Annotated in this window: 11 protein-coding genes; 8 read left to right on the forward strand and 3 right to left on the reverse strand. The window is 73.7% G+C overall.

Translation table 11 applies throughout. From position 1 onward, the window contains the following. The first annotated feature begins 51 nt into the window (after window positions 1-51). Window positions 52-558 (forward strand): GNAT family N-acetyltransferase, encoded by a 507-nt coding sequence (locus ACFVVL_RS30770; RefSeq protein WP_380294203.1) that lies wholly within the window; start codon window positions 52-54, stop codon window positions 556-558. Window positions 559-580: 22 nt separating this feature from the next. Here ACFVVL_RS30770 and ACFVVL_RS30775 read toward each other — a convergent pair whose 3' ends face one another. Beyond that, window positions 581-1,516, reverse strand: a complete 936-nt coding sequence (locus ACFVVL_RS30775; RefSeq protein ID WP_387680975.1) for a LysR family transcriptional regulator — start codon at window positions 1,514-1,516, stop codon at window positions 581-583. A 273-nt stretch (window positions 1,517-1,789) separates the two neighbouring features. On the opposite strand from ACFVVL_RS30775, the gene ppk2 reads away from it, so the two are divergent. From ppk2 to rpsD, 3 genes are all read left to right on the forward strand, one after another. Further along, window positions 1,790-2,575 (forward strand): polyphosphate kinase 2, encoded by a 786-nt coding sequence (gene ppk2 / locus ACFVVL_RS30780; RefSeq protein ID WP_380294209.1) that lies wholly within the window; start codon window positions 1,790-1,792, stop codon window positions 2,573-2,575. Window positions 2,576-2,703: 128 nt separating this feature from the next. After that, window positions 2,704-4,161 (forward strand): replication-associated recombination protein A, encoded by a 1,458-nt coding sequence (locus ACFVVL_RS30785; RefSeq protein WP_380422044.1) that lies wholly within the window; start codon window positions 2,704-2,706, stop codon window positions 4,159-4,161. 314 nt (window positions 4,162-4,475) lie between these two features. Beyond that, window positions 4,476-5,090, forward strand: coding sequence for a 30S ribosomal protein S4 (gene rpsD / locus ACFVVL_RS30790; RefSeq protein ID WP_350545081.1), 615 nt, complete (start codon window positions 4,476-4,478; stop codon window positions 5,088-5,090). An 82-nt stretch (window positions 5,091-5,172) separates the two neighbouring features. Here rpsD and ACFVVL_RS30795 read toward each other — a convergent pair whose 3' ends face one another. Both ACFVVL_RS30795 and ACFVVL_RS30800 read right to left on the reverse strand, forming a co-directional pair. Then, window positions 5,173-5,466 (reverse strand): tetratricopeptide repeat protein, encoded by a 294-nt coding sequence (locus tag ACFVVL_RS30795; RefSeq protein WP_380296334.1) that lies wholly within the window; start codon window positions 5,464-5,466, stop codon window positions 5,173-5,175. 159 nt (window positions 5,467-5,625) lie between these two features. Further along, on the reverse strand, window positions 5,626-7,845 hold the full coding sequence (locus tag ACFVVL_RS30800) for an ATP-binding protein (protein WP_387680979.1): 2,220 nt from the start codon (window positions 7,843-7,845) through the stop codon (window positions 5,626-5,628). A 243-nt stretch (window positions 7,846-8,088) separates the two neighbouring features. Between ACFVVL_RS30800 and ACFVVL_RS30805 the strand changes: the two genes are divergently transcribed. Genes ACFVVL_RS30805 through ruvX form a run of 4 tightly spaced genes read left to right on the forward strand, consistent with a single transcriptional unit; the run spans window position 8,089 to window position 12,178 of the window. Continuing rightward, the gene (locus ACFVVL_RS30805) at window positions 8,089-8,565 is read left to right on the forward strand and encodes a DUF948 domain-containing protein (RefSeq protein WP_380296321.1); all 477 of its coding nucleotides are present in this window, start codon (window positions 8,089-8,091) and stop codon (window positions 8,563-8,565) included. Window positions 8,566-8,569: 4 nt separating this feature from the next. After that, window positions 8,570-9,013 (forward strand): DUF6167 family protein, encoded by a 444-nt coding sequence (locus ACFVVL_RS30810; protein WP_380296323.1) that lies wholly within the window; start codon window positions 8,570-8,572, stop codon window positions 9,011-9,013. After that, a complete protein-coding gene (alaS, locus tag ACFVVL_RS30815) occupies window positions 9,013-11,682 on the forward strand; it encodes an alanine--tRNA ligase (RefSeq protein ID WP_380296324.1) in 2,670 nt (889 codons plus the stop codon). The genes ACFVVL_RS30810 and alaS overlap by 1 nt, the downstream gene beginning before the upstream one ends. Before the next feature lie 16 nt (window positions 11,683-11,698). Beyond that, a complete protein-coding gene (ruvX, locus tag ACFVVL_RS30820; RefSeq protein ID WP_380296325.1) occupies window positions 11,699-12,178 on the forward strand; it encodes a Holliday junction resolvase RuvX in 480 nt (159 codons plus the stop codon). Window positions 12,179-12,307 lie beyond the last annotated feature (129 nt).

Genomic DNA, 12,307 nt, shown 5'->3' on the forward strand with positions numbered 1-12,307 from the left:
CCGCTGTCCGGGGCCGGTCCACAACGGTGTGCGACAGAGAGAGGTCCCGCTGTGAAGGTCAGTACCAGGATCGAGTGTCCCGAGGACGCCCCGGCCACCAGACGTGTCCACATGGCCGCCTTCCCCGGCCCCGACGAAGCCGACCTGGTCGACGCGCTGCGCCGCGACCCGGCCTGGCTGCCGGACCTGTCGGTGGTCGCGGTCGACGACTCCGGGCTGGTGGTCGGCCACGCGCTGCTCACCCGGCTGCGGGTCGGCGAGGGCAGGGGGCTGGCGCTCGCGCCAGTCGCCGTCGCGCCCGAGTGGCAGCGCAAGGGGGTCGGCGAACTGGTGGTCAGGGCCGCGCTGACGGCCGCCGGGGACGCCGGGGAGAAGCTCGTCGTCGTGCTCGGCGATCCCGACTACTACGGCCGCTTCGGCTTCATCCCGGCCCAACGGCACGAGGTGAGCGGTCCGTTCGAGGTGCCCGAGGGCTACTTCCAGACGCTCGCGCTGCCCGCCTACGACGGCTCCCCACGGGGCCTGTGCCACTACCCGGAACCCTTCGAGGCCGTCTAGCCCCGTCCGACCGACGGGTCCGTCAGATCGACGGAGCCGTCCGGGCCGACCGAGCCGGCTCTCCTCCCAGACCTATCGTGGCGCGACAGCTGCGCACGAACGCGGTCATGGCGGGCGTCGGCTCCCGGTCCTTCGGCCAGTAGAGCCCGACCTGGCTCGGGCTCAACCCTCGCACCGGCCGGTACGCGACATCCTCGCGCGGTGCCAGCCGGCTCATGGTCTCCGGGGCGAAACCGACGCCCTGGCCGCACACCACCGCGGCCAGCCACTCGTCGGTGTTGTGCGCCACCGCGCCGATCCGCACAGGTCGCCCGCCCCGCTCCCGGACCGCCAGCCAGTAGTCGCGCCAGTGCCCGGCCTCGTGCGGGATCGCCACGAAGGGCTCGTCGAGCAGCTCCTCGAAGTCGATCACCGCACGGGCGGCCAGCCGGTGTCCCGCCGGCAGCGCCGCGCAGCGCGCCTCCTCGCCCAGCACGGCCACGTTGTACCGCTCGGAGATCGACGGCGGGGCGTGCCAGAGCGTCAGGTCGATCTCGCCGCCGGCCAGGCCCGAGGTCGGGTCGAACCAGTTGTTCTGCCGCAGCTCCACCTGCCAGCCCGGCATCCGGCGGACGAAGTCCGCGACCGTGCGCCGGCTCATCAGGTTGATGATGCCGCCCTCGAACCCCACCCGCAGCGTCGAGCCCTGGTCCGCCGCGGCCGCCCGGGTGGCGCGCAGCGCCTCCTCCCAGCCCGTCAGCAGCACCCCCGCGTGCGCCGCGAGGGCCCAGCCGGCCCGGGTGGGCGCCATGCCGCGTCGCGAGCGTTCGAACAGCTCCACCCCGAGCAGGCTCTCCAGCTGGCGGATCTGCTTGGTCAGCGTCGGCTGGGAGACGAACAGCCGGGCTGCCGCCGCGGTCAGCTGGCCCTCCTCGCAGACCGCGGCGAAGCTGCGCAGCAGGCGGGTGTCGACATCCATGCCCCAAGGTTATGGAACCGGAAATTGGACCCGTCCGGCAGGTCTGGGTCATGGTTGATCGTTCGGTCTTCGGACCGGTCGACGGGGGAGCCGGGCAGCGGCGGTTCAGGGGGCCGCCGCTGCCCGGCCGGAACCCCCCGGACCTGCGGGAACCCGTTCCAGGACGTACGGTGAAGGGTCATCAGCACCCCACCGAACGGAGGCACCCAGGTGGCAGCGAAGGCCCAGCGCGAGCAGAGCGTCCCGGACCGGCGGACCGCCCCGGGCGAACGTCTGGCGAAGAAGCCCTACGAACAGGAACTGCTGCGGCTCCAGAACGAGTTGGTGAAGCTCCAGGAATGGGTGCGCGCCGAGGGGGCCCGGCTGGTGGTGGTCTTCGAGGGGCGCGACGCGGCCGGCAAGGGCGGCGCGATCAAGCGGGTGACGGAGTACCTGAACCCGCGCATCGCCCGGGTCGCCGCCCTGCCCGCGCCCACCGAGCGGCAGCGCACCCAGTGGTACTTCCAGCGCTACGTCGAGCACCTGCCGGCCGCCGGGGAGATCGTGCTGTTCGACCGCAGCTGGTACAACCGGGCCGGGGTCGAGAAGGTGATGGGCTTCTGCACCGACGAGGAGTACTGGCAGTTCCTGCACCAGTGCCCGACGTTCGAGCGGATGCTCACCGAGTCCGGCCTGCTGCTGCGCAAGTACTGGTTCTCGGTCAGCGACACCGAGCAGGAGCGGCGCTTCCGGGACCGGCTGGAGGACCCGATGAAGCGGTGGAAGCTCTCGCCGATGGACGTCGAGTCGATCACCCACTGGGAGGACTACTCGCGGGCCAAGGACGAGATGTTCCTGCACACCGACACCCCCGAGTCGCCCTGGCACGTGGTGGAGAGCGACGACAAGCGGCGGGCCCGGATCAACATGATCGCCCACCTGCTCTCCACGCTGCCGTACCGCGAGGTGCGGCCGCCGGAGATCGAACTGCCGGAGCGCCCGGCCTCCAGCGGCTACCAGCGGCCCCCGCGCGAGCGGCAGAAGTTCGTCCCGGACCACGCGGCGGGCCTCGGTTCCTAGGGCTCGCCTTCACACCCCCGCCTGCCGGCCGGGCGGACGACGGGGGTGTGAAGACGACCCCTATGACGCGTCCGGTGGGCCCGCGGGACGCGCCCCGGGCTGTCGGCGGGCTCGCATAGGCTTCCGGTGTGGACGAACCGGACCTCTTCACCGCCGCCGCCGAGGAACGCCAGAGCAAGGAGCCCGGCCGGGCGCCGCTCGCCGTGCGGATGCGCCCGCGCACCCTCGACGAGGTGGCCGGCCAGCGGCAGCTGCTCAAGGAGGGTTCCCCGCTGCGCCGGCTGGTCGCGGGGTCGCGCGGCCCGGCGGCGACCAGTTCGGTGATCCTCTGGGGCCCGCCCGGCACGGGGAAGACCACCCTGGCCCACGTCATCAGCCAGGCGGTGGAGGGCCGGTTCGTCGAGCTGTCCGCGATCACCGCCGGGGTCAAGGAGGTCCGCGCGGTCATCGACGGCGCCCGCCGCGCGGTCGGCATGACCGGGCGCGAGACGGTGCTCTTCCTCGACGAGATCCACCGGTTCTCCAAGGCCCAGCAGGACTCCCTGCTGCCGGCCGTGGAGAACCGGTGGGTCACCCTGATCGCGGCGACCACCGAGAACCCGTACTTCTCGGTGATCTCCCCGCTGCTCTCCCGCTCGCTGCTGCTCACCCTGGAGTCGCTGACCGACGACGACGTCCGGGCGCTGCTGCGCCGCGCGGTCGCCGACGAGCGCGGCCTGGAGGGCGCGGTCGAGCTGAGCGCCGAGGCGGAGGACCACCTGGTGCGGCTGGCCGGCGGGGACGCCCGCAAGGCGCTCACCACGCTGGAGGCGGCGGCCGGTGCGGCGCTGGAGAAGGGCGAGGCGAGCATCACGCTGGCCACCACCGAGACCGCCGTCAACCACGCGGCCGTCCGCTACGACCGGGACGGCGACCAGCACTACGACGTGGCCAGCGCGCTGATCAAGTCGATCCGGGGCAGCGACGTGGACGCCACGCTGCACTACCTGGCCCGGATGATCGAGGCGGGGGAGGACCCGCGGTTCATCGCCCGCCGGCTGATGATCTCGGCGAGCGAGGACGTCGGCCTGGCCGATCCGACGGCGCTGCAGACGGCGGTGTCGGCGGCCCAGGCGGTGGCGCTGATCGGCTTCCCCGAGGCGCGGATCATCCTCTCCCAGGCGGCCATCGCGCTCGCCCTGGCGCCCAAGTCGAACGCCGCGTACCTGGCGATCGACGCGGCGCTGGCGGACGTCCGGCAGGGGCTGGCCGGGCCGGTGCCGGCGCACCTGCGGGACGCGCACTACGGCGGCGCGGGCAAGCTGGGGCACGGCCAGGGGTACCGGTACCCGCACGACCTGCCGGAGGGCATCGCGACCCAGCAGTACGCGCCGGACGCGGTGCACGGCAAGGCGTACTACCGGCCGACCCGCCACGGCGGGGAGGCCCGCTACGCGGACGTGGTGGAGTGGACCAGGGCGCGGCTGCGGGGGGAGCCGAGGAACGCCGCCAAGGGGGCGCCGAAGGGGGCGTCCGGGGCCGGTCCCGCGGCGGGGGCCGAGGGCGAGCCGGAGGGCAAGGGGCAGCCCGGGTCGGGGGCCGGGTGATCTGCCGGTATACTCGGTCGGAGTGCCATGTCCCGGGACGGCGGCGGGGGAGACCCCGGCCGACCGGCCGCACCAGCGGGACACCGGCCGTCGGCCTCCTCCGGGAGGTCCGCACCAGGAGCGTCGCGCACCGTCATCGGTGTCGCGGGTGAACCGGTTCCGGTTCGGCCCGTGTGACCAGCACATCTCGTGCCCGGCTCCGGAGAGCGGCTGATCGCACTGCCCTCGGGCGGTGGGGTTTTCTCCGGGTCGCGACATGCGACCTCCGTCAACACCTGGTGAAGCCGTATTCGTGAGCAAGGAAGGTTTGGTTCATGGCGAACCAGAAGCGCCCCAAGGTCAAGATCGCGCGTGCGCTCGGCGTGCCGCTGACCCCGAAGTCCGTCAAGTACTTCGAGGCCCGCCCGTACCCGCCCGGCCAGCACGGCCGTGGCCGCAAGCAGAACTCGGACTACAAGGTCCGTCTGGTCGAGAAGCAGCGTCTGCGCGCTCAGTACGACCTGAGCGAGAAGCAGATGGCCCGTGCGTTCGACCGCGCGAAGAAGGCCGAGGGCAAGACCGGCGAGGCGCTCGTCGCCGAGCTGGAGACCCGCCTCGACGCCCTGGTGCTGCGTTCGGGCATCGCCCGCACCATCTACCAGGCCCGTCAGATGGTCGTCCACGGCCACATCGAGGTCAACGGCGGCAAGGTCAACAAGCCGTCGTACCAGATGAAGCCGGGCTACGTGGTCACCGTCCGCGAGCGCAGCAAGGAGAAGGTCCCGTTCCAGGTCGCCCGTGAGGGTGGCAACGCGGGCGAGGGCCAGACCCCGAAGTACCTTGAGGTCAACCTGAAGGCCCTGGCCTTCCGCCTGGACCGCGCGCCGCAGCGCAAGGAGGTCCCGGTGATCTGCGACGAGCAGCTCGTCGTCGAGTACTACTCGCGCTGACCCGCGAGCGGTATCACCTGCGGTACCCAGCGAGCCCCCGTCGCCCTCGTGGCGACGGGGGCTCGCCCCTGTTCCGGGTGGGTCAGTAGGACTCGCCGGTCATCGCGGAGGCCAGCCGCAGGTGGGGGCGGGCCTCCTCGGCGCGGCCCTGGCGCTCCAGGGTGCGGCCGAGCATCAGGCGGGCGTAGTCCTCGGCGGGGTCGGCGTCCAGGACCCGGCGCAGCTCGGCCTCGGCCTTGCGCAGCTGGGCGGAGTGGAAGTAGCTGCGGGCCAGCAGCAGCCGGACCGACAGGTTGGCCGGCTCCTCGGCGAGCACGCCTTCGAGCATGCGGGCGGCGTCGGTGTACGCCTTGGACTCGAAGTAGAAGTTCGCCATGCGGTACTCGTCGGCGATGTTGGCCACGGGATGCTCCCTCCGTACGGTGGTTCCGCCCGCTCCAGCAATGCACAAGATTCAACTATTCCCGGCCCCCGGGCACCGGCCCCCGGCCCCCGGACGCCGACTCCCGGACGCCGGGACGGCCCGGCGCGCTCCTCACCGCCCGACGGGGGAGGGCCGGGGCGCCGGCGGCGGCAGCGGTCCGGGGCCCGGCCGCGGGCCCGGGTCGTCCGGGTACCCGCCGCCGCCCAGCGCCCGCTGCACGGCGGCGTCCAGGTCCAGCCGGGCGCCGGTGGCGAAGGAGTCGGTGAACTCCTGCTCGGTCAGCCCGGCGACGGCGCGCTCCTCACAGGCCCGGTGCGGGCCGTTGAAGGTGCGCGAGCCGAAGAACGGCCTGCCCACCGCCCGCCAGATCCGGTGCGCCGCGCCCTGCAGCACCCGGGCCTCGTGCAGGTCCCCGTTCTCCCCGGGCCCGGCCGGCTCGGTCTCCAGCAGCGCCAGCAGGTCGATCGCCAGCACGATGCCCAGCAGGTCGTGGAAGAGGTGGTTGAGCCGCACGCTCTCCCGGGCCAGCGTCCGCGCCGGGCGGATCTCGCCCCTCAGCCAGTGCGCGTACGCCAGCGCGTAGAGCGCGTACGCGTACGCCCACTGCTCGCCGTGCTCCTCGCACAGCTCGCGGACCTGGCCGAGCCAGAGCTCGCCGCTCTCCAGGTCGCCCTGGAAGAGGTGGGCGAGGCCCAGCTCGAACATCGCCATCAGCACGTTGCTGTTGAGCTCGCCGATGGTGCGGTAGTGCCAGAGCGACTCCTCGAACAGCTCGACGGCGCGGGCGGGCTCGTCGCCGATCAGCGCGGCGCAGCCCTGCCGGTGCACGGCGTAGGCGAGCGCGCGGTCGTCGCCGGTGGCCAGCGCCTGGCGGCGGCACTCCTCCAGGGCGGGGCGGGCGGCCGCCAGGTCGCCCTGCAGAGTGGCCGTGTAGCCGGTCACCCAGAGGGCCCTGGCGCGGGCCTCGGTGGGTTCCGGGGCGAGCGCCAGCGCCCGGTCCAGCCAGTGCCGCCCCTCGCCGAGGTGGCCGCAGCCGACCCAGTAGAACCAGAGGGTGCCGGCCATCAGCAGGGCGGTCTGCTCCTCGCCGGGCTCGGTCAGGCAGAACTCCAGGGCGGCCCGCAGGTCGGCGTGCACCAGCGCGGTGCGCTCGGCGGTCTCCGCCTGCCGGGGCCCGAACCACTCGACCTCGCCCCAGGTGGCCACGCCCAGGAACCAGTCCCGGTGCCGGCGCAGCAGCCGGTGCTCCTCGCCGGCGGCCCGCAGCCACTGCAGCCCGTACGCGCGGACGGTGTCCAGCAGCCGGAACCGCACGCCGTGGGGGCCCGCCAGGCGCAGCACGACGGACTTGGCGACCAGCTCGGTGAGGTGGTCGAGCAGGTCGTCGGGGTCGACGCCCTCGCCGGTGCAGACGTACTCGGCGGCGTCCAGGTCGAAGCCGCCCGCGAAGACCGCGAGGCGGGCCCAGAGTAAACGTTCCTGCACCGTGCAGAGCTCATGGCTCCAGCCGATCGTGGTGCGCAGCGTGCGGTGCCGGGGGAGGGCCGCCGGATCGCCGCCGGTCAGCAGCCGGAAGCGGTCGTCCAGCCGGGCCTCGATCTGCTCCACCGACAGCGCCCGCAGCCGTCCGGCGGCCAGCTCCACGGCCAGCGGGATGCCGTCCAGCCGGCGGCACAGGCGTGCGACCGTCGCGGCGTTGGCGGCGGTCACCTCGAAGGACGGCAGCACCGCCCGGGCCCGGTCCGCGAACAGCCGCACCGCGTCCGGCAGGGCGGCGGCCCCCGCCGGGGCGGGCGGCTCCGCCGGGCCGGGCGGGCCGACCGGCAGCGGGGCCAGGGTCAGCAGGTGCTCGCCCGCCGTGCGCAGCGCCACCCGGCTGGTGGCCAGCACCCGCAGCCCCGGCACGGCCCGCAGCAGCGCCCCGGCCAGCTCGGCGCAGTCCGCCGCCAGGTGCTCGCAGCCGTCCAGCACCAGCAGCAGCCGGCGCCCGGCCAGCCGCTCGGCCAGCACCTCCAGCGGGGCCCGCGCGGTGCCGTCGGTCAGCCGCAGCGCCTCCAGCACCGCGTGCCCGAGCAGCCGCCCGCCGCGCACCGGGGCCAGCTCGACCAGCCAGGCGCCGTCCGGGAACGCGCCGGCCGCCCGGGCCGCCGCCCGCAGCGCCAGCCGGCTCTTCCCGACCCCGCCGGGGCCGGTGACCGTCACCAGCCGGTGCCCGGCCAGCAGCCGGGCCAGCGCCGTCAGTTCGTGCTGCCGACCGACGAAGCTGGTGACCTCCGCCGGGAGGCGCCCCGGTGCCGGCCGGCCCGGCCGTGGCCCCGATTCCCCGTCCAAACCCGCTCCCCGCGTCGAGGCCCCGGCCTGGCCGGCCCGGGCGTCCGTCCGTCTGCGCCGCCTGGGTGGCGGCCCGCCCGGCAGAACGAGGTGACCGGCGGGTGGGTTACGCGCGCGGATCGCACACCCGGTCGGATCGCCGCGCACCGCGCGGGAAACCCGGTCCGGAAAGTCCGTGCGGTCGCGATAGGGTTCCGTAGGGCATGAGTGCCCGGAGAACTGCAAGGCGAGGGAGCGCGCAAGGTGTCCGTGGGAGAGCTGGCCGGCCTGCTCGTCGCCGTGTTCTGGGCGGTCCTGGTCACCCTGCTCGCCGTCGTACTGGTCCGGCTGTCGCGGGTGCTCAAGGAGGCCACCGTCCTGGTCTCCGCCGTCACCGAGCAGGCCGTGCCGCTGCTGACCGACGCCGGCACCGCCGTGCGCAGCGCCAACGAGCAGCTGGAGCGGGTGGACGAGATCACTGCCAACGTGCAGGACGCGGCGGCCAACGCCAACGCGCTCTCCTCCACCGTCGCGGCCACCCTCGGCGGCCCGCTGGTCAAGGTCGCGGCGTTCAGCTACGGCGTGCGCAAGGCGGTCGCCAAGCAGCAGGGCGGGGTGTCGCTGCCGGCCCAGCCGGGCGAGCGCGAGGAACTGGCCCGGCTGATCCGGGCCGAGGTGCGCGCCGCGACCGCGCCCAGGAACGGCCTGCTCTCCCGGGTCCGGCGCGTGGTGAGGGGCTGACGGCATGGTGCGACGCATCTTCTGGATGGCGGTCGGCGCCGGCGCCACCGTCTGGGCCATGAACAAGGCCAACGAGGCCGTGCACCGGCTCACCCCGGACAGCCTCTCCGGCACCGCCGCCCGCAACGCCCTGCACCTGGGCGACCTGGCCAAGCAGTTCGCCCAGGACGTGCGCTCCGGCATGAGCGAGCGCGAGGAGCAGCTGCGCGAGGACCTCGGACTCGACGGCACCGCCGTCGTCGAGCCGCGCCGCCGGGGGGTGCTGCGCGGCGAGCCCCAGTACCGAGCTATCTCGGCGGCGCCCGGGAGCCCGGCCGCCGCCCTGCCTCCGTCCAGCAGTGCCCGCGCATCGTCCTCCGACGGTGCCCGCACCACCCCCCAAGCCATCGAGAAGACGCCCCGGCGCGCGCTTGCGCCGCGGGGCGGTACCAACCGGAAGGACCACTAATGGAGTCGGCAGAGATCCGCCGCCGCTGGCTGCGCTTCTTCGAGGAGCGCGGCCACACCGTCGTTCCGTCGGCGTCCCTGGTCGCCGACGACCCCACCCTGCTGCTGGTCAACGCGGGCATGGTCCCGTTCAAGCCGTACTTCCTGGGCGAGGTCAAGCCGCAGTTCTCGCGTGCCACCAGCGTGCAGAAGTGCGTGCGCACCCTGGACATCGAGGAGGTCGGGAAGACCACCCGGCACGGCTCCTTCTTCCAGATGTGCGGCAACTTCTCCTTCGGTGACTACTTCAAGGAAGGAGCCATCACGTTCGCCTGGGACCTGCTCACCACCCCCGTCGCGGACGGTGGCTACGGCCTGGAGAAGGAGAAGCTCTGGATCACCGTCTACCAGGACGACGACGAGGCCGAGCAGATCTGGCGCGAGGTCATCGGCGTGCCCGCCGAGCGGATCCAGCGCCTCGGCATGAAGGACAACTTCTGGTCGATGGGCGTCCCCGGCCCGTGCGGCCCGTGTTCGGAGATCAACTACGACCGCGGCCCCGCGTACGGCGAGGAGGGCGGCCCGGCCGTCAACGGCGAGCGCTACCTGGAGATCTGGAACCTGGTCTTCATGCAGTACGAGCGCGGCCACGGCGACGGCAAGGACGGGTTCGAGATCCTCGGCGACCTGCCGAGCAAGAACATCGACACCGGCCTCGGCCTGGAGCGCCTGGCCGCCATCCTTCAGGACGTCGACAACCTCTTCGAGATCGACACCAGCCGGATGATCCTGGACCGGGCCGCCGGGCTGACCGGCCACCGCTACGGCGCCGACCACAAGGCGGACGTCTCGCTGCGCGTGGTCACCGACCACATCCGCACCGCGCTGATGCTGGTCGGCGACGGCGTCACCCCCGGCAACGAGGGCCGCGGCTACGTGCTGCGCCGCATCCTGCGCCGCGCCATCCGCAACATGCGGCTGCTGGGCGCCACCGAGCCGGTGGCCAAGGAGCTCATCGACACCGCCATCAAGGCGATGGCCCCGCAGTACCCGGAGCTGGAGAGCGACCGCAAGCGCATTGAGACGGTCGTCGTCGGCGAGGAGGCGGCCTTCCTGCAGACCCTGAAGGCCGGCACCAACCTGCTGGACGCCGCGGTCACCGAGACCAAGCAGTCCGGCGGCGTGGTGCTCTCCGGCGACCAGGCGTTCAAGCTGCACGACACCTACGGCTTCCCGATCGACCTGACCCTGGAGATGGCCGAGGAGCAGGGCCTTCAGGTCGACGAGGCCGGCTTCCGCCGTCTGATGCAGGAGCAGCGGGACCGCGCCAAGGCGGACGCCAAGGCCAAGAAGATGGGCCACGCCGACGTCGCCGCGTACCGCGAGGTCGCCGACACCTCCGGCGCCAGCGTCTTCACCGGCTACACCCTGACCGAGGGCGAGGCCACCGTGGTCGGCCTGCTGGTGAACGGCGCCCCGGCGCCGGCCGCCGGCGAGGGCGACGAGGTCGAGATCATCCTCGACCGCACCCCGTTCTACGCCGAGGGCGGCGGCCAGCTCGCCGACCACGGCCGGATCCGGCTGGAGTCCGGCGCGGTCGTCGAGATCCGCGACGTCCAGCAGCCCGTGCCGGGCGTGATCGTGCACTCCGGCGGCGTGCTGTTCGGCGAGGTCGTGCTCGGTTCCTCCGCGTACGCCACCATCGACGTCGAGCGCCGCCGGGCGATCGCCCGCGCCCACTCGGCCACCCATCTGACCCACCAGGCGCTGCGCGACGCGCTCGGCCCGACGGCCGCCCAGGCCGGCTCGGAGAACGCCCCGGGCCGCTTCCGCTTCGACTTCGGCTCGCCCGCCGCCGTGCCCGGCAGCGTGCTGACCGACGTCGAGCAGAAGATCAACGACGTGCTGACCCGCGAGCTGGAGGTCACCGCCGAGGTCATGACGATGGACCAGGCCCGCAAGGCCGGCGCCATCGCGATGTTCGGCGAGAAGTACGGCGACGAGGTCCGGGTCGTCACCATCGGCGACTTCTCCAAGGAGCTGTGCGGCGGCACGCACGTCGGCAACACCGCCCAGCTGGGCCTGGTGAAGCTGCTCGGCGAGTCCTCGATCGGCTCCGGCGTGCGCCGGGTGGAGGCCCTGGTCGGCGCCGACGCCTACCGGTTCCTGGCCCGTGAGCACACCGTGGTCGCCCAGCTGACCGAGCTGGTCAAGGGCCGCCCGGAGGAGCTGCCGGAGAAGATCTCCGGCATGCTCGCCAAGCTCAAGGACGCCGAGAAGGAGATCGAGCGCTTCCGCGCCGAGAAGGTGCTCGCGGCCGCCGCGGGCCTGGCCGACTCGGCCGAGGACGTGCACGGCATCGCCGTGGTCACCGCCCGGGTCGCCGACGGCACCGGCGCCGACGAGCTGCGCAAGCTGGTCCTCGACGTGCGCGGCCGCCTCGGCTCGCGCCCGGCCGTGGTCGCCGCCTTCACCGTGGCGAACGACCGCCCGCTGACCGTGATCGCCACCAACGAGGACGCCCGCGGCCGCGGCATCAAGGCCGGCGAGCTGGTCCGCACCGCGGCCAAGACCCTCGGCGGCGGCGGTGGGGGCAAGGACGACGTCGCCCAGGGCGGCGGCACCAACCCGGCCGCGATCGACGAGGCCGTCGCCGCGGTGCGGGGCCTGGTCGCGGAGCGTGCCTCCTGATGGGGTCCGCGGTCTGATGGAGTTCGAGGAGAAGCCCTTCCGGCGCGGGCGGCGGATCGCCGTCGACGTCGGGGACGCCCGGATCGGGGTCGCGTCCTGCGACCCCGACGGGGTGCTCGCCACCCCGGTGGAGACCGTCCCGGCCGGAGTGAAGTCGCAGGCCAGGATCGCCGCGATCGTCGAGGAGTACGGCGCGATCGAGGTGATCGTCGGACTGCCGCGCTCGCTGAGCGGCAAGGAGGGGCCGGCGGCCGAGAAGGTCCGCGGCTACGCGTCCCGGCTGGCCAACCGGCTCTGGCCGGTGCCGGTCCGCCTCGTCGACGAGCGGATGTCCACCGTCACCGCGACCCACGGGCTGCGCGCCTCGGGGGTCAAGGCCAAGAAGGGCCGCTCGGTGGTCGACCAGGCCGCCGCGGTGGTGATCCTGCAGACCGCCCTTGAGTCCGAACGGGTGAGCGGACGCCCTCCCGGCGAGAGCGTCGAGGCGGCGGGCTGACCGGCCTGTTCTAACGTCCCGAAGAGGGGTCCGTGCGGACGCGTCCGCACGGACCCCGCGGGCGGTGGCGGGGGGGCGCGGGGCCCCCCGGCCCGGGCGGGGGGGCCGCCCGGACCGACCAGGGCCCCC

The organism is Kitasatospora sp. NPDC058115 (genome assembly GCF_042884635.1).
Taxonomy (GTDB): domain Bacteria; phylum Actinomycetota; class Actinomycetes; order Streptomycetales; family Streptomycetaceae; genus Kitasatospora.